Annotated in this window: 12 protein-coding genes; all 12 read right to left on the bottom strand. The window is 60.7% G+C overall.

Translation table 11 applies throughout. The features are described 5' to 3' along the window. Positions 1-57: 57 nt before the first annotated feature. The 12 genes from BLU63_RS19405 to flgJ all read right to left on the bottom strand — a co-directional run bounded on the left by BLU63_RS19405 (position 58) and on the right by flgJ (position 18219). The gene (locus BLU63_RS19405; protein ID WP_083375978.1) at positions 58-2991 is read right to left on the bottom strand and encodes a TIGR00180 family glycosyltransferase; all 2934 of its coding nucleotides are present in this window, start codon (positions 2989-2991) and stop codon (positions 58-60) included. A gap of 51 nt (positions 2992-3042) precedes the next feature. Continuing rightward, positions 3043-3780 (bottom strand): cephalosporin hydroxylase family protein, encoded by a 738-nt coding sequence (locus BLU63_RS19400; protein WP_010456998.1) that lies wholly within the window; start codon positions 3778-3780, stop codon positions 3043-3045. 17 nt (positions 3781-3797) lie between these two features. Then, the gene (locus tag BLU63_RS19395) at positions 3798-4868 is read right to left on the bottom strand and encodes a class I SAM-dependent methyltransferase (RefSeq protein WP_083375977.1); all 1071 of its coding nucleotides are present in this window, start codon (positions 4866-4868) and stop codon (positions 3798-3800) included. Beyond that, positions 4858-5715, bottom strand: a complete 858-nt coding sequence (locus tag BLU63_RS19390; RefSeq protein WP_083375976.1) for an NAD-dependent epimerase/dehydratase family protein — start codon at positions 5713-5715, stop codon at positions 4858-4860. Before BLU63_RS19390 ends, BLU63_RS19395 begins: the two co-directional genes overlap by 11 nt. Continuing rightward, positions 5712-6938 carry a class I SAM-dependent methyltransferase gene (locus BLU63_RS19385; protein WP_083375975.1) on the bottom strand — a complete coding sequence of 409 codons (1227 nt, stop codon included), beginning with the start codon at positions 6936-6938 and terminating at the stop codon, positions 5712-5714. Before BLU63_RS19385 ends, BLU63_RS19390 begins: the two co-directional genes overlap by 4 nt. Next, a complete protein-coding gene (locus BLU63_RS19380; protein WP_010457005.1) occupies positions 6935-7495 on the bottom strand; it encodes a dTDP-4-dehydrorhamnose 3,5-epimerase family protein in 561 nt (186 codons plus the stop codon). Before BLU63_RS19380 ends, BLU63_RS19385 begins: the two co-directional genes overlap by 4 nt. Next, positions 7492-8574 carry a CDP-glucose 4,6-dehydratase gene (gene rfbG, locus BLU63_RS19375; protein WP_042932659.1) on the bottom strand — a complete coding sequence of 361 codons (1083 nt, stop codon included), beginning with the start codon at positions 8572-8574 and terminating at the stop codon, positions 7492-7494. The genes BLU63_RS19380 and rfbG overlap by 4 nt, the downstream gene beginning before the upstream one ends. Then, a complete protein-coding gene (gene rfbF / locus BLU63_RS19370; protein WP_008072576.1) occupies positions 8556-9329 on the bottom strand; it encodes a glucose-1-phosphate cytidylyltransferase in 774 nt (257 codons plus the stop codon). Before rfbF ends, rfbG begins: the two co-directional genes overlap by 19 nt. A gap of 263 nt (positions 9330-9592) precedes the next feature. Then, positions 9593-13165, bottom strand: a complete 3573-nt coding sequence (locus tag BLU63_RS19365; RefSeq protein ID WP_083375974.1) for a glycosyltransferase — start codon at positions 13163-13165, stop codon at positions 9593-9595. 95 nt (positions 13166-13260) lie between these two features. Then, on the bottom strand, positions 13261-14826 hold the full coding sequence (locus tag BLU63_RS19360; RefSeq protein WP_010457009.1) for a flagellar hook-associated protein 3: 1566 nt from the start codon (positions 14824-14826) through the stop codon (positions 13261-13263). 13 nt (positions 14827-14839) lie between these two features. Beyond that, complete coding sequence (gene flgK / locus BLU63_RS19355; protein WP_010457010.1) at positions 14840-16900, bottom strand: flagellar hook-associated protein FlgK; 2061 nt, start codon at positions 16898-16900, stop codon at positions 14840-14842. 23 nt (positions 16901-16923) lie between these two features. Beyond that, a complete protein-coding gene (gene flgJ / locus BLU63_RS19350; RefSeq protein WP_083375973.1) occupies positions 16924-18219 on the bottom strand; it encodes a flagellar assembly peptidoglycan hydrolase FlgJ in 1296 nt (431 codons plus the stop codon). Between the last annotated feature and the right edge of the window lie 5 nt (positions 18220-18224).

Genomic DNA, 18224 nt, shown 5'->3' with positions numbered 1-18224 from the left:
CCTTGAACTTCATTTTGCCGTTGCACATGTGCTGAGTCCTTTTGCTGATCAGGTAGCTTATGCGAGCAACTGCGTCCAATTCACGCTGGAAGCATCGCCGAGGGTAAAGCCCTTGCCGGTCAAGGCCAGGTTCTGGTTGTAGGCTGAATCCTGTTCGAAGCGTGCTTGCCACTTGTCGCGCAGAGCGGCGCGAGCCTGGGTTGCCTCAGGCAGCACGCCCGGATGCAACAGTTGCGCTTGTGGTGTCCAGACAGTCAGGTAACCGGCATCGGCGACTTTCAGGCACAGGTCGATATCGCCAAACACTTCGTCGAAATGCTCCTCGTCCAGACCACCTACCGCTTCGAACACGTCCTTGCGAATCATCAGACAGGCACCGGACACTGCCGAGTAGTTCTGCTCGACCTGATGGCCGTTCATGTAGCCCTTGGCGTCCTTACGTTCATCGACAAAGACCGAGCCGATATCGCCATTCAAACCCAGGACCAGACCGGCCTGAGTGGTGACGCCACGAATGTCCATCAGTTTGGCGCCAACGATGCCGACTTCCGGACGCTGGGCCTGGTTGAGCATGGCGTCGAGCCAATTGGCATTGACCACTTCGGATTCTGCCGACAGCAATACCAGGTAGTTCCCCTTGGCCTCGCCACAGGCAAAATTGTTCAGCGCCGAGGCGCTCAGGCGCTGACCGCTGCGCAGTACACGAAGGCGATCGCCCTTGCCTTCCAGGCTGCTCAGCCAGGTTGCGAGTTCTTCGGATTGGCTGTGGTTGTCAGCAATCAGCACTTCGTGACGCTGATAACGGGTACGTTGCAGCACACTGACCAGCGCCCGTTGCAGCGACTCAAGGTTGTCCTGGCTCTGGAGGATGATCGACACCAGCGGCCGTTCAGCGTGTTGATAGTCGATCTGGTACGTCAGCGGCAGTGCCGAGCTGACCTGAGCGCGATAACCGCGCGCCGCCAGCGAGCGGGTCAGCACCTGACGTTCCTGAGCGCTGGATTCTTCTACCGGGGCATTGCAAATCAGCAAGGGTTCGGCCAGATGCGCCAGCCCTGCCAGGCCACCGTCCTCGATCAGGCGCAGCAACAGATCGAACTCCAGAGCCTGGGGGTACTCGGTCGAGAAACCTTTGGCCTGAGCCAACACATCACGCTGGATCAACCAGTGCCGCGCCATCAACGACGGCACGGTTTGCAGCAGGTCGAGGTTGACCCCGGGACGGAATACATCCGCCAGAGCGCCGTTGGCCTGACGCTGAAGCTCATCCATCGCCACCGCACGCACACCCTCGGCACCGGCCAGCTCAAGGCTGGCGCGCAGCAAACCGCTGGCAGTGAACTGATCTCCGGCCTCGGCCAGCAACAGCCAATCGGCGGTGGACTGGGCGACGATCTGGTTGATGCGCTCCACATAATTGATTGTGCTGACTTTGACGAAGTGCACGGTGTCGCGCACGGTCGTGGTCGCCGGTAAATCACCGGTGGTGAACACCACCAGGTTGAACGCCCTGCAGTGACCAGCGACCAAGCTATCGAAGGTCGCCTGCAACTTGACCATGTCGGCGTCCAGATCCAGCAACAGAATGCCGAACTGAGGACCGCCATTGTGCCTGGCCAACTGTGCGGCGATCGCCTTGAGCTGCGCGGCATCCGGGTTACGCGCTTCGAGCCAGTTCAGCAACCGGCCGGACGGCATGTTCTCGAACAATCGACGGTCTTGCTGACCCGGTAAAGCGTTCAGTCGCTCGGCCCAGGCTTGCAGCTTGAGGCCTTCTTCCGGCTCTTCGCTGTCCTTCAACGACTCCGCCAGGCGCTCGACCACCGCCCGGTTGAACACGTTCAGGCTCAAGGCCTCCCACAACCGGCTACGCACAGTGCGGTCAGTGTCATTGGGGTGAATTTGCATCAACTCATGCTGCTTGAGCAGGATGCCTTCCAGTTCCTGAAGTTGCAGGCGTCCGGCAGGCATGGCATGCAGCAGGAATTCGAACTCGGTCAGCAGGTCGAACACCGGTTTGTTGTAAAACGGCATTTCGACGAATTGCTGGGGGCCGAACGAACGAATCGGCTCCTCCCCCGCCTCGCGCCAGGCCGAGCGAATAATCATGGTGCCTTTGAGCGAGCGACCTTCGATCAGGCAATCGGCCATGGCGGTAAAACTGTCCAGGGCGATCTGCTTGGCCTGGACCGCCCCCTTGGCGCTGAGTGGCGTCGGGATCGAGGCCAGGAATTCGGCAAACTGCTCGCGCTCGGCAACGCTTTTGGCGTCTTTGAAGGTCAGCACCGTCAACACGTTGGTGTTGTGGTCCGAGGCCCCATAGTTCATTTCCCGCACGGCGAACGGAATCGGCAGGATCCGTGCCTTCGCGCAGGCCAGCAGGTAGAAGGTATGGCCGATTTCCTGCCATTCGAAACCGGTGCCCGGTGGCAGCAGGCTGTACCACTGTTGCAGCAGATCGGTACGGGTGACCGCATAGAACGGCGGCAGGAAATTATCCATGAACCGCACGACACGGTCTTCAGCCTGCTCCGAGTTGTAGTCCTCATGAACCTTGCGGTCGCGGCGGAAGTAGTTCACTTCAGTGGCGCGGGTCAGGTACATGATCCCGTAGCCATGGCACACGCCGTAGTCCGGATTGGCTTCGAGAAACTCCACCGACTCGGTCAGTGCTCGGTGCAGCAGGAAGTCGTCATCGGCGGCAAACACCATGTAAGGCGTGGTGACCTGATTGACGCCGTAAGTGAGTTTTTCCTGCAGCCCCTTGTAGGTGTATTGCGGCAAGTGGCGATAGTCGACCGACGGGAAGTCCCGGGCCATGTTCTCGTCACCCTCAGCAGAGGAGTCCAGAACCAGAACCGTGCAGGGATAGCTGCTGTAGTACTGCAAAGTGCGCCGCAGGAACGCGTTCCGGTTGTGAGAAATCACCACCACCGTAAACCGCTCGTTCAGCGGTGCAACGTTGTTTTGAGCACTGTTTTGAACCTGCATCTTCCTATCCCCACAACCGGCCAATCGCCAAGAACCTGAAACCACTTTTGATTAACGAACGCGACGCAGATAGCCGTCTGGCGCCACGGTGATCAGCAGTTTGTTTTGCATCTGCTGGTCGATCTCGAAGTCCTTGTTTTCTTCCAGGTACTTCCACACTGCGGTTTTCGGGTTATCGCCCGGGCCCCAAGGACGATCCGGGAAGAAGTCCGCCGGCATGTCTTCAACCACGGTGTCCATCACCACGCAGTAGCTGTCCACCGAGACCAACGGCGCGTAAAGACGCAGCTCTTCGAGCACGTGATCGTGAGTGTGGTTAGAGTCCAGCACCAGAATGACTTTCTTGCCTTCGGCCGCGGCGCGCACTTGTGCAGCGATCGCAGGATCAATGCTCGAACCTTCGATCATCTTGATGCGCTTGCTCATCGGGTGGCTTTCGATGGCTTCGCGGTTGTGCGGACGGATGTCGAGGTCAATACCCAGCACTTCGCCGTGGCCTTGCAGCTCAAGCAACGATGCGTAGTAGATGATCGAACCGCCATGGGCGATGCCACACTCGATGACCAGATCCGGTTTGACCTGCCAGATGATCTCTTGCATGGCCATCATGTCTTGCGGCAGCTGGATGATCGGACGGCCCATCCACGAGAAGTGGTAGCTGTATTTGTGCTTGGCCGATTCGTTGAAGAAGTCCCGGGCCAGGCCGGTGAGTTTCTGGTCATCACCTTGCTGGGCGATCTGTTCCCGGCATTCGGCTTCGAAGGCTTTATTGATGCTGTTGTCGGTCATTTCAAAATTCTCAATGGTCACTGGAACGAAGCGCTGTCGACGGCGTGATAGACGTAGCGTCCATCGGTCATCCGCTTGATTTCTTCGAGGTAGTTGGAGTTCATCACAAACAGGTTGGCGCCTTCGGGTAACGCATCCATGGCTTCTTGTGGCGAGGACACCCGCACGCCACTCAGGGGCAGATACCGACCCTGTTTGGCCGGGTTGATATCCACCACACGATCCACCGCCACGCCGGCCCGTTGCAGGAACAGCGAATAGATCACGCCTTTGGACGACGCGCCCCAGATCGCCGAACCCTGCTCGGGCGCGGCCTGAATGATCTGCACGGCTCGGTCGAGGCTGGTGGTGAAATCTTCGGGCAGCGTCAGGCGCGACACCGGTTGATCCGGGGTCAGGCGCAACGTCGACAGGTCGGCGACGATGTACAGGTATTGGCCACCGAACAGGTGACCGGCCTCGTGCACCGTGCCGAACATCCGGCGCAGGTCGTCGAGGCGGAAATAATTGACGTGCTCGTAGAACAGGTCGAACCAGGCACGGTGCTCGAGGATCCAGTCGAAGCACGGCACTTCGATGTAGATCTGCCCGCCCTGATTGGCGTCGGCCATTTCGGCGAGGAAACTCACCGGGTCCTGAATGTGCTCCAGCACATGCCGCAGCACAATGGCGTCCGCCGCCAGTCCTAGGCCGCGGGTGAACGGCGCCTTGATCACGTCAGCGTTGTTGCCTTCGTAGGCCGGGTCAATGCCGGTGATGGCGTAGCCCAGGCTTTTCAGCAGCTCGAGAAAGTAGCCTTTGCCGCAGCCGACTTCGATCAGTTCCTGACCCTTGAAGTGACGGGCAATGATGCCTTCGACATCGCTCAAGTGCTTCTGGAACTGACCCGAGTGCGCCTGTTCGTTCTGGTAGTCAGCGTCGTAGCTGAGCTTGTCGGCATTGAAGGCCTGGTTGAAGATCAACCCGCTCTTTTCGTCCTGCACCAAGACCATGTCGGCGCACGCCGACGCTTTCGCCGACGCAGGGTCGGCAAAGGTGCGGTTCTGCAACACCGGCAGGTCGGCGACCCGATACAACTCATGCCTCATGCTCTGCTCCCAGTAGCTGTTGCAAACGGTCCGCCACGCCCCAGAACGCCATCGGTTCGTGGGTCGGGTATGGGTAGTGACCGAGGTTCAGGCGGATCGCCGCGCCACGCTCGCGCAGGCGCTGCTCGACCAGCGCCCGAACCGAAACCGGTTGGCCGCTGGAACAATTGATCACGCCGTCGAATTCACGCTGTTGCACGATGGCGGCGAGGTAGCCGGCGGCCGTGTCGATGGCCAGGTAATCGCGCAACTGCTCGCCGGCCGACATGTTGAAACTGGCATCGCCGGCATCGATGGCCCGGTCCAGCGCCGCCAGCAAACTGTTCGGGTTTTGCCCCTCGCCGTGCAGGTAAAACAGCCGCGCCCATTGCAGGGTGAACGGTTGAACCCGCTGCAGATTTTCGAGGAACAGGCGCAAGGTGTTCTTGGCCAGGCCGTAAGGATTACTCGGCAGAGGCGCGGTCTGCTCGCTGAGCGGTCCGCTCTGCAAGCCATATTCAAAACAGGTGCCGGTGACCAGCACTTGCGAGACGCCCGCCTCCACCGCGCCCTTGATGAACCGATAGTCGGCCATCAGGTTGTGCTCGAAGTGAAACAGCGCCTGATAGTTCGGCAACCCTGGCCAGGCCAGGTGCGCCAAGGCATCGATGCCATCGGTCAGCGCGGCAATGTCGAGGTCGGCGGCGTGAATATCCGCCGCAACGAATTCCACGGCCTTGATCCACGGCAAGTTCGCGGCGGTCTCGGCGTTACGCGCCACGGCGCGGACTTCGCAGCCACGGGCGAGCAAGGCCTCGACCAGATGCCTGCCGACGAACCCGGTCGCCCCGGTGACCAGGACTTTCACAGGACGGTCAACTCAGGCACGGCGATGACGAAGCGGCCATCCCACTCGCGCACCTGGGCCAGTTGCTGACTGACTTCGTGCAGCAAGTTCCACGGCAGCACCAGGACGTAATCCGGCTTTTCCAGATCGATCTGCGCGGGCGAAACAATCGGGATGCGGCTGCCCGGCAGGTACTTGCCCTGTTTGTGAGGATTGGCGTCGGCCACCCAGGCCAGCAAGTCCGGCTTGACCCCGGCGTAGTTGAGCAAGGTGTTGCCCTTGGCCGCCGCGCCGTAACCGACCACGCGCTTGCCATCGGCCTTGGCCTGCAACAGGAAACGCAGCAGTTCGTGCTTGATGCGTTCGGCAGCGGGCGCGAGGGTCGCGTAGTACTCGGGCGTTTTCACCCCGGCGGCGAGTTCGGCTTGCAGCTGCTGAGCCACCGCTGGCTGCACCTCGCGGCGCACACCGTCGGCGCGCTGGACAAAGACCCGCAGCGATCCGCCATGGGTCGACAGCTGGCTGACGTCGAACACTTCCAGACCGTTGCGCGCGCACAGGGTCTGGACAGCGGTCAGCGACAAATAGGAATAGTGCTCGTGATACAGCGTATCGAACTGCTGCCCGGCCATCAGGGTCAGCAACTGCGGAAACTCGAACGTCGCCACGCCGGTCGGCTTGAGCAATGTCGCAAAACCGCCGAGGAAATCATTGATGTCGGGCACGTGGGCCAGCACGTTATTGGCCGCCATCAGGTCGGCGGACCAACCGTCGGCGATCAGTTGCGATGCCGTGTCGCGGCCGAAGAACAGCTCGCGGATCTCCAGACCTTTTTCCCGCGCCGCTTGTGCGGTGCTGCGGGTCGGCTCGACGCCCAGGCATGGGATGCCACGCCCGGCCACGTACTGCAACAGGTAACCGTCGTTGGCGGCAATTTCCACCACGCGGCTGTCGGCGGTCAGACCGAAACGCTCGACCATCTCGGCGACGTATTTGTCGGCATGGGCCAGCCAAGTGCTGGAGAACGAACTGAAATACGCATACTCGGCGTCGAACAGGCTGTCGGCGCTGGTGTAATCCTCGGTCTGCACCAGCCAGCATTGCTGACACACCGCCACTTTCAGCGGTACCCATTGCTCGGCTTGTTCCAGCTGATCGGCGCGCACATACGCGTTGGACGGCGGCGAGGTGCCGAGATCGATCAGCGGCAAGGCCAGAGAAGTCCCGCAACCACGGCAGTTCATACACGTACTCCAGCGAAGTGTTCATCAAGCAAAGGATGGCTGGAATCCCGTGCCGACAGATTATTGACAGGCAACGGCCAGGCAATCGCCAGCCGTGGATCGTTCACGCTCAAACCACCCTCGTGCACCGGCGTGTAATCCGCGCTGTGCAGGTAGAGCAATTCAGCGTCGTCGGTCAGGGTCTGGAAGCCATGGGCGAACCCGGCAGGGATCAACAGGCTGCGACCGTCGCCGGCCCGCAGGTGTTCGGCGTGCCAGTGCAGAAAGGTGTCGGAGTCGGGGCGAAGATCCACCGCGACGTCCCAGACTTCACCGCGCAGGCAAGTGATCATTTTCGCTTCCGGCGCGCTGGCGTTCTGGTAATGCAGACCGCGCACACTGCCGCGTTCGCGGGTGCAGGAATGGTTGATCTGGCGGATATGAAACGGCTCACCGAATGCACTCAGGCTGCCTTCACAAAACAACCGCGCAAAGTGCCCGCGCTCATCTTCGAAGCGTTTGTGCTGCACGCTGAACAGTCCGGCGAGCGGCAATGGCTGCAACAGAAACTCGCTCACAGCGCGCCTCGGTACAGATTCAACTGGCTCAGCGTGATGGCGCGCATGTCGTCACCGTTCTGCCACGCCAAATGCCAGTCGAGGGTCTGGGTCAGGCACTGCTGCAACGACCAGCGTGGCTGCCACGCCAAGAGTTGACGGGCGCGGCTGCTGTCCAGGCGCAGCAGACCGGCCTCATGCAAATCACTTGGTTCGATGCGCAGGCCACGGGCTTGCGGCCAGCGGCTGGCAAGCAATTCGACAACTTCGCCGACGCTGCACATATCCGCTTCGCTCGGGCCGAAGTTCCAGGCACCGGCAAATGCCGGCCCCTTTTCGTAGAGCCCGGCGGCCAGTTGCAGGTAACCGGCCAACGGCTCCAGCGCGTGCTGCCACGGGCGTACGGCTTGTGGGTAACGCAGGGTCACCGGTTCGTCGGCGGACCAGGCTTTAAGCACATCGGGGATCAAACGCTCTGGTGCAAAATCACCACCGCCCAACACATTGCCGGCACGCGCAGTGGCCAGGGCCAGACCGTGTTCGGCATGTTTGTCGGCCGGGAAGAACGACGCCGCGTAAGACTGCGCCAGCAACTCGCAGCAGGCTTTGCTGCTGCTGTAAGGATCGTGTCCGCCGAGGGCTTCGTTTTCGCGGTACGGCCACAGCCATTCCTGATTGGCGTAGACCTTATCGGTCGTCACCAGCACACAGGCGCGCACGCCACCGACCTGGCGGATCGCTTCGAGCAAATTGAGGGTGCCCATGACGTTGCTGGAGTATGTCCCCAGCGGGTCGCGATAACCCTCGCGCACCAGCGGCTGGGCTGCCAGGTGCAGGACGATTTCCGGTTGGGTTTCGGCGATCAGCTCCAGCAGCGCGCCGAGGTCACGCAGGTCGCCGCGCTGATCGTTGATGCCTTCGTGCACCCGCGCCAGCTCGAACAGGCTCGGCTCGGTCGACGGGTCCAGCGAAAAACCGCTGACCTCGGCCCCCAGGCTTTGCAGCCACAACGTCAGCCAACTGCCTTTGAAACCGGTATGGCCGGTCAGCAGGACCCGCTTGCCGCGCCAGAACTCCGGACTCAGTCCCATTGTTTCCATGGGGCCTCCCCGCTCTGCCACAACGCTTCGAGGTGGTTCTTGTCACGCAGGGTGTCCATCGGATGCCAGAAACCTTCGTGCTCGAAGGCCTTCAACTGTTCATCCTGGGCCAGACGGGCCAAGGGCTCGGCTTCCCAGGTGGTCTCGTCACCGCCGATGTACGACAGCACTTTCGGTGAAAGCACAAAGAAGCCGCCATTGATCCAGCCACCGTCGCCACGGGGCTTCTCGGTGAAACCGAGCACCTGATCGCCGTGACGCTCCAGGGCACCGTAACGGCCCGGCGGTTGTACGGCAGTGACGGTCGCCAGGCGACCGTGGGCGCTGTGGTAGTCCACCAGTTGACGGATATTGATATCGGAGACGCCGTCGCCGTAGGTAAAGCAGAAGGCTTCTTCATCCTTGAGGTAACGGCCGGCGCGCAGCAAGCGGCCACCGGTCATGGTTTCTTCACCGGTGTCGATGAGGGTGACGCTCCACGGCTCGCTGTAGTTCTGGTGCACGTCCATGCGGTTGTTGCGCATGTCGAAAGTGACGTCGGAAGTGTGCAAAAAGTAGTTGGCGAAGAAGTCCTTGATCGCATAGCCCTTGTAGCCAAGGCAGATCACGAAGTCATGAATTCCGTGGGCGGAGTACTGTTTCATGATGTGCCAAAGAATTGGCTTGCCGCCGATCTCGATCATTGGCTTTGGCTTGAGGTGCGACTCTTCGCTGATCCGCGTACCGAGACCACCTGCCAGAATTACTGCCTTCATCGCTGTCCTCTTGCTCTTCGCGCGGCCTGGGCACCCTCGCGAGGGTGGGCGGACCGTCAGATGCACATCATTTACCCGCAGCCATTGAGCCGTTCACACCCATTGGGGTGAAGGTTTTATGGCGATATACGGGGGACTTGCAGGAAGTGAGCCAATTGCGCAGGACAAAAAAAATCGCAGCCTTGGGCCGCTACAGGTGTCAATACATCCCTGTAGCGGCCCAAGGCTGCGATCTTTTGATCGTTTAGAGGGTAATCACGGAATCAGTCAGGCAACCAACCCCACAACCAGTGATTGAGGTTGTCGCCCCGCAGCATGAAATCGCGGTGAACCGCTTCACGCAATTCATCGCCCATACGGTAGCTGGCGTCCGGGTCGGCCAGGTGCATGCGGATCGCCTGCAGCCATTCGTCCGTGCTGTTGCTATAGACCCTGGTACACGGCAGATGGCCGCGATAGGCCTCGGTGTCGGTGCAGATCACCGGGTATCCACAGGCGCCGTACTCCAGCAAGCGCAGGTTGCTTTTGCAGTCGTTGAAGATATGGAATTCCAGCGGTGCCAGCGCCAGGTCGAGGTTCAGGCTGGCCAGTTTGAACGGGTAGCTCTGCAAGCCGATGGTGGAGTGAAACTCGTGGACATACGGACGCAAGGCATCAGGGCACATGCCGAAGAACACCCACTCGACTTGGTCCGCCAGTTCGCGCACAACCTCGGCAATGATCTCCAGGTCACCGGTGTGGCTGGTGCCGCCCCCCCAACCGACTCGAGGCTTGCTGGAGGTGCGCCGATGGCTGGTCAGCGTCGCCCATGGTGCCGGCGATAGCATGTTCGGCACTACGCGGATTTCGCTGTGCATGCTCGACAAGGCATCGGCCAGCGGCTGAGTGGTGACCACTACGCGATCGCACAGGCCAATGCCTTCGCGCAACAGCTGCTCGGTATTGACCGGTTTGTTGCGGGCGTGGGTGTTTTTCTTCGGCGCACTGACGATGTAGTCGTCGAGTTCGAAAATTCGTAGCGCACTGGAGTACTTTTTCATCCGCAGAATGTCACCCGCAGCGCCTTCGCTGTAACGCCCTTGCAGAATGATCGTGTCTGGTGACAGACGCTCGATCTCCACGGTCGACGGCGACTCATAGGCCACCCGCGCGATCACCCGACCGGCTGCTTCGAGCTCAGCCAGTGGCGCGGTTACCCGGTAATGGCCAACGGCGGTGCTGTTAACCGGCAGACCGAGAATCAACGGCAAGGCACGGGTGCAGAACGGGTTCCAGTTATTGCGCAGTGACGGCTCCAGACTGAAGCTGGAAATCCCAAGGCTCAGCGCCGGGCTGTAGGCCGGATCCTTGGCGATCTTCGGCAGCCATTTGCGATAGAAATCCTCCTGTTCACGCTCGCGCAGTGCCAGTGTCGAAAGCCCTGCCGGCGACACCTCTTGCTGCACCCATACCACGCTGGCGTAAGGCGTCCAGACCACCAGATAACCATCGTTGCCTGCCCGTAAACACAAGTCGACGTCGCTGAGGCCCTGGGTGAAGGTCACCTCATCGAACTGCTCGAGTTCATCAAACACTTGCTTGCGCACCATCAGGCAGAGATTGCTCACCGCACTCCAATTCTGGGTTACGTGTAATCGCTGCATGTAGCCGCGAGAACCGGCCGCTTCGCCATAAAATGGCGAACCGACCGGCCCGGCCAGGCCAAGAATCAACCCGGCACTGACGATCGAGCCCTCGGGGCTGAGGATACGAGCACCGACCACACCCACTTCGGGGCGCTGGGCGTGATTGAGCATTTCATCCAGCCAGTCGCTGTCGCAGATCACTGTCTGCGCGCTGAGCAGCAGCAAATATTCGCCATGCGCCAGGCTCGCGGCAAAGTTACGGATCGCCGCGTCGTTGGCATCACCGGCGTAACGCAATACTTGCAGCATTGCGGCGCCCAGCTGCGCCATCGCCTCCAGCCAGTCGAGCATCGCCGGGTCGTCCGTGCCGCTGTCGACGATCAGGATTTCGTATTGGCCGTAAGCCGTGCGCTCGATCAGGCCTTCGATGCACCGCTGCAACGCGTACAGCGAATCGCCGGTCTGGATGATGATCGACACCAAAGGGCGCGCCCCATGGAGGTAGTCGATTCGGTTGATCAACGGCAACTCTTCCTGCCGGATCGAGTGCGCCACACCAATACGATCCAGGTGTGCGCTGACCATCCCGGCATTGTTCTCGATCACCTCCGGCAACGACAGCCAGGCGGCGAAAGACTGACTCGACTCAATCTGGATTTCGGCGATGTGCTCGATGGTTTGCGGCCCGGCCTCTTCCACCAGACGCCATAACAAATCGTGCGGCGCCAGCTCACCGTGAGCCGAATCGAAGCCGCCCAGCGTCATGAAGCGCTGCCGCTCGAAGGCCAGGGTTCGGCCGACGTAGGGATAAGCACGCATCAGATCGAGATTGAAATCGGGTTTGAACACCGGGTCGATCGACTCGCCATCGACCAGCGCGCCCTCATCGCTGTAGGCACAGAGAATGCCCACCGAACCCGCAATGCGTTCAGCCAGGATCAGCAGGGCCGACTCGCGCAAAGTGTCGCCAGCATGCAGCAGATAAAACCAGTGAGCGCCTTCCAGCTGCGGCACCACCGCATTGAGTTGTTGCGCCCAATCCGCCTGGAACGGCAACTGCACCACACGATCGTCGGTCGCGCACAAGGCATCAGAAAGCACCACCACCGCCTGCGGCGTGTAAAGCTGTCGGCTGATGCTTTGCAACGTAGTGTTCAGCGCTGCACTGTCAGCGCCGCTGTCGATCACAATCGGCACGATCTGCGGACGGAACGCCCAGCTGTCGAGGCGTTGCGGCATGAGCTGCTGCTCGACATCGGAGAACCTGCGGATCGCCAGCCATTCGCGATAGAAATCGGCGTAGCTTTCGCTCTCCCCGCCCACCCGACCATTCACCACTGTGTTGCGGTTGCCCAAAATGCGCACCACGCACAATTCTTCCCAGGCGTGGGGCTGGTCGGTGATTTTAGTCAGCTCGATGTAGCGCACCCAACCCGATGCCGGTGCCGATTCACCGCTGCGTGCCGCGAGCATCTGCGAAAGCCAGCTCCACTCCACCGCTGCGGCCTTGACCATTTCCGGGGTTTTGCTCAGACGCTCCGGGTACAAACGTTCGGTACTCAGCACAGTGCTCAGCGACACCAGATTGCCGCGACGCATCAAGCACACGAACAAGGCGAAATCGAGCATGGCGACGAAACCGGCGCCTTCCTGAATCAGCGCCGGCAACAGCTCCAGTACATCGACGCGACGCATCAGGGTCGAACTGAAGTTGCCGAGGAAATTCTTCGGCGTACCTTCGAAGATCGCCAGCATGTCATCGCCCTTGAGCAAGGCGTCGTTCGGTGAGAACCGGCAATTGTCGACCCGTGGCGGCAGGATGAAATTGCCGGCGTCGCTGAGCATCCGCAGGGCAAAGACCACATTCACGTCCGCGTGGTCGATCAACACCTGCGCCTGCAAGGCTACGCTGGGTGAAAACAGACGGTCGTCATCGCACAGCACTTTGATGAATTCGCCACGGGCTTCTTCGACGCAACGCAATACGTTCTTCTGCAAGCCCAGACGCTGCGGATTACGCAAGTAGCGAACCGGGTGAGCCGGCTCGATGAAGGCCTCGACAATGTCGCGGATATCGTCGCCGGACGAATCGTCACAAATGACGATCTCGATGTGCTCGTAGGTCTGGGCGAGCGCACTTTCCAATGCCTGACTGAAGAAGCGCGGGTTGAAGGCTGGGATGACGATACTGACGAGGGGGCGTTGATTCACGGCAGGAAACTCTCGAGCGGCGGGCCTCTACCCTTTCAGGCAGAGGCCCCGGAACCGCTTACAAAAAGACGGTTGGCAGCTCGGCAGGCGCTGGCTCAGACCTTGTTGAACAGGCCCAACTGAGCGATCTTGCTGAAGGCCAGTTGCGAGGCCTGCAACATGGTTTGTTGCAAGGTCAGACGGGTCATCACTTCAGCCGGATCGGAATCGCGGATTGACGATTGGGTCTGGGCATTGGCCAGCGTCAGGCTCTGGTTGGTATCGTTCTGGGTCTCCAGAGCAGCACCGCGACCACCCACCGAACTCAAGGCGCTGGACAGCTGATCGGTGCCGCTGGCCAGGTTGGCAATACCGGAAGCCAGTGACGCTTGCAGCTTTTGAGTAGCGATCGGGTCACCATTGGTTGGTGTATTCAGAGCGGTTTTCAGTTGGCTCACGGTGTCCAGGATGTTCTGGGTTTCGTGAGTGTTGACCGCGATGCTGAACTGATCGTTGGCAGCCGGCGCACCGCTCAACGTGAAACTCACACCCGATGCAGTGGCGACGCTGCCGGCCATGGTTCCGCTAGACACAGGCTTACTGCTGGCCGTCAAAGGCGCCGCATACAGGTCGAAGGCGGTGGCGCTGGTGAACTTGAGGATCGCCGAACCGGTAGGGAAACTGGCGTGGTAATCCACCGGGTTGGTGATGCTGCTGGTGGTGACCTGCGCCGCCGAAGCGTTGCCCGGGCTGCCGGTTGCACTGAAGGTGTCCGGCTTGGCCGCCAGGGTAAACGTGTGGCCAGGCAGCACGGTCGCCGCCGTATCGCCGGCACTCAGGTTGATGTTCAGGGTCAGCTCGACGCCACGGAAAGTGACGGCCTGGCCGTTCTTGCTGGCAGGGTCGAACGCACCGCCCTGACTGGCTTCGGCAGTCACGTCATTACCGCCCGAGTCGGTGATTTTCAGCTGGGTGCCGCTGACGAAGTCCACGGTATACGGCTCGCCGCTGCGGAATTTGGCGTTGTAGGTGACGTTCGACGACACCTGGCCGTTGGACAGGGTCACGCGGCCGTCATCCACGACCGGCGCGGTCCGGGTGACCTCGCTACGGCTGGTGTTGATCGCCTGCTGGAACGCTTCCCAACCGGTGCTGTTGGTGGCCATCGACATGGTGTCGCCGATCGCCAGGTCAAGCGTCACCTGGTCGCCGTTGTAGCTGTAGGTGCCATCGTTGTTACGCGTGAACGGAATTGTATCGCCCTTGGAACCGGCGAAGATGTATTTGCCGTTCTCGTCCTTGCTATTCATCAGGCTCAGCAACTGCTCTTCGATCTGCCCCAACTCAGATGCGTTGGCCTGGCGATCGGCATCGGTGTAACCGGCGTTGCCGGCGCCCACAGCCAATTCCTTGGCGCGCTGCAACACGCTATTGATGCTGGTCATCACCGCTTCGGTCGTGCCCAGGGTCGCCTTGATGGTGGTGGTATTGGCCTTGTACTGATCAAGCATCGACGCCTGTTGACCCAATTGCAGCAGACGCGAGGCGCCAACCGGATCATCGGCGGCGGTGTTGACGCGAACCAGGCTGCTGGCCTCTTCGCTGCTTTTGACTACGTTGGCGAAATTTTTCTGGTAGTTCGCAGCAGAGGACTCGTAAAACTGGGCGGTAGAAATGCGCATGGGCTACGACTCCTTAAAGACTGTTGATCAGTGTGCTGAAGATTTCCTGCGCAGCCTTGATGATCTGCGAAGACGCGGTGTAGTACTGCTGATATTTGACCAGGTTGCCGGTTTCCTCATCGAGGTCGACACCCGACAGCGAATCGCGAGCGCCCTTGGCGTTGGCCAGGATAGCGGTGGTCGCGGCACTGTCGAGCTTGCCTTGCGCGGCCTTGGCGCCGACGCCTTCGACCAGTTTGCCGTAGGCGTCGGTCAGGGAAATGCCTTTACTGGCCGAACCGGTATCCACGGTCTGCTTGGTCTGCAAGCCGGCCAGTGCGGTACCGTTACGGTTGTCCAGCGTGCCCGGTTGACTGAGCGTGACGTTAATTGCACTGCCTTGACCTGGCGAACCGGCCACGGTCATATCAAAGGTCGCCGTACGCTGCACGGCGGGTGGCCCCGGATCCATGATCGCGGCGCCGCTGGCGTCGACCAGTGGAATGCTCAGGCTGAGCGTATTGTTCTGGCCAGGCACAATGGTGCCGCTGCTGAGTGCATTGCCTTTTGCATCGAGCAATTGGTAAGTCTGGGTGGTGCCACCGCCGGCACCGAAAACCACTTTGACCGGAGTCGAATTCTGCAGCCCGTTCTGAATGGCCAGAGTGGTCGCCGAGTCATAAATATCAAACTGCGTGGTCAGGGTCGGTTGACCACTGGCCGGGATCGTCAAGGTGCCGCTACCGCCCGGTGCGATGGACGCGCTCAACGGTGCCGCGATGGCCAGACGCTTGCTGTCGGTCATCTCGGTCTTGATGTTCGCCGCCGCGTTGCGGGTCGGCGTGATCTTGAACGTGTCGCCCGCCGCGGCGGTGCCGCCGGAAAGCTTCAGCGAGAAACCGTCGATTACCGGCGGCGGCGTGGTCAGGGTGCTGAAAGCGCCCATGGACGTGCCATCTGGCAGACGCGACACGGTGTAGTTGGTGCCGCTGGTGAAGGTGACCTTGTAGTCGTTGATGGTCAGCTTGCCGCTGTCTTCGATACTCACATCAAAGTTACCCGAGCCGGCACTGTTGCCGACGGTGGCAACACTGCGGCTGGCCATCTGCGCGGCACTGTTGATGCTGTTGAACAGGTTCGAGCCGAACGCACCGTTTTTGTCGATGCCCTGAGCCTGGAGGCTGTTCATCTGATCGGCGACAACCAGCGCCACGCGGCCCAGTTCGTTCATCGCCGGGTCCAGTACGGTGCTGCGATAGCGCAGCAAACCACCCATTTCACCACCGGTCATCACCGACGTGATGTCAACGGTGCTACCGGCGCGATTGAGCTGAATGCCCATGCGCGAAGGGTCGTTCAGGCTTGACGCCACGGACAGGGTGCTGGCGGTGCCGCCGATGACCAGCGGCTGGCCGCTGCCCAGATAAACGTCAAGGTTACCGTCGCGTTCGATGACCTGCGCACCGGTGAAGGTGGAGAGCTGACGCACGGTTTCGTTACGCGCATCGAGCAGCTCGTTCGGCATGCCGCCGGATTTGGAAATCTCGGAAATCTTCTGGTTCAACTGCGCCACGGTGGCGGCCAGTTTGTTGACCTGATCGGCCATGTTCGCCAGGTTGCCGTTGACGTTGGCGTTCTGCTGCGTCAACTGGCTGGAGATCGAGTTGAAACGATTGCTCAAGGCCTGGGCATCGCTGAGCAGCAGCTGGCGCGACGCGTCATCACCCGGCTTGGCGTTGACGTTCTGCACCGAGGCGAAGAACTTGGTCAGGGCGCCGTTGAGGCCGGTGCCGCTGTCCGAGAGCAAGGCGTCGAGCGGGCTGATCTGCCCGGCATACGCAGCCGCATCGCTGTTGAGCGAGGTGGTGGTCTGCAGTTGTGCATCGAGGTAGCTGTTGTAGACGCGACGCACATCGGCCAGGGTCGTACCGGTGCCGATGTAGACATTGCCGAACTGATTCGAGGCTTTGGTGCCCTGCACGGTTTGCTGGCGTGAATAACCGGCGGTGTCGGCGTTGGCAATGTTATTGCCGGTAGTCATCAACGAGGATTGGCTAGCAGCCAGACCCGACATCCCGATATTGAGCAAACTCATGGTTCAGACCTTATGCCTTGTGCCTATAGAGGCGTAGTAGAAGCGCCCGCCGCAGCGTAGTTTTGGTAACTCGTCATCTGCTTGGCTATCTGCGAAATCTTGCTTGCGTAGGCCGGGTCTGTCGCATACCCGGCTTTCTGCAGCTCGCGTACAAACTGTTCTGGGTTATCGGCAGACTTCAGAACATCTTGATAGCGATTATTGGTTTGCAGCAAAGTCACCAGGTCATGGAAGCTGTCTTTGTACGAATCGTAGGAGCGGAACTCTGCCGTCTCCTTGACCATCTCGCCATTCCTGAATTCGCTGGTGATCGCTCGCGCCGATTCACCCTTCCAACTGCTGCTGGCCTTGATGCCAAACAGGTTGTGACTGCTGCTGCCATCCTGGGCACGCATGACCGATTTGCCCCAACCGGTTTCCAGGGCCGCCTGGGCCACCAGGTAACGCGGATCGACGCCGATACGGTCGGCGGCTTCCTTGGCCATCGGCAGCATGGTGTTGACGAATTCGTCGGCGGAACTGAAGGCTTTCTTCGGTGGCGCCAGCGGAATCTGCGCCATCGCACGGCCGTAAACCTGCAGACGTCCGCTCGACTTGTTATCGGTTGGCGAGGGCAGCCAGTCGCCATTGAACAGCGGGCCGGCACCGGTCACGACCGGAGTCGCGGCGCGCTCAGGCAGCAAGGCTTTGTTCGGGGTTGTAGCGGCAGTCGTTGCCGAAGGCACCAGGCCGGCGAGCAAGCGATCGGACAGTTTCGGCGGCAAGGCCAGACGGCGCTGATTGATCAGCGCCATGTCATTGTGATGCGTGCCCTCGCCTGTTGGCGCTTTCACCGAACGCGAGGCCCACAACGGACGCTGACCATTGAGCCGCGACAGCGGACCGTCGGTGGCCGCGGTGCCTGCGGCAACCGGTGTCGGCACGGCCGCTTTCGCCGCTTCCTGCTTGGCGGCGGACGCGGCTGCAGCCTCGCCCGGCGCCAGCGGTTTGTTCTTCGACATCTGGCGCATCAGCACGTCCGCCAGACCGATACCGCCGCCCTCGCGGGACATGGAAACGGCCAACTGCTGGTCGTACATTTCCTGGTATTGCTTGGCCGCCGGCGTGTTGAGCGGATTGTCCTTGCCCAGCGCATCGGTGGCCGAGCGCATCGACTTGAGCATTTCACCGAGGAACAGCGACTCGAATTCCTGCGCCACTTTGCGCATGTTCGCGTCACTGTCCTTGTCGCCGACCTTGAGCTGGTTCAAACGATTCAAGTCCGAATAGGAGCCCGAATCGTTGCTGCTGACACCCAGGCCGCCCTTGCGCATATCCATGGTCG

The sequence above is a fragment of the Pseudomonas mandelii genome, assembly GCF_900106065.1.
Taxonomy (GTDB): Bacteria; Pseudomonadota; Gammaproteobacteria; order Pseudomonadales; family Pseudomonadaceae; genus Aquipseudomonas; species Aquipseudomonas mandelii.
The sequence above is the reverse complement of the archived record's forward strand: the minus strand, read 5'-3'. Positions and strand labels throughout refer to the sequence as shown.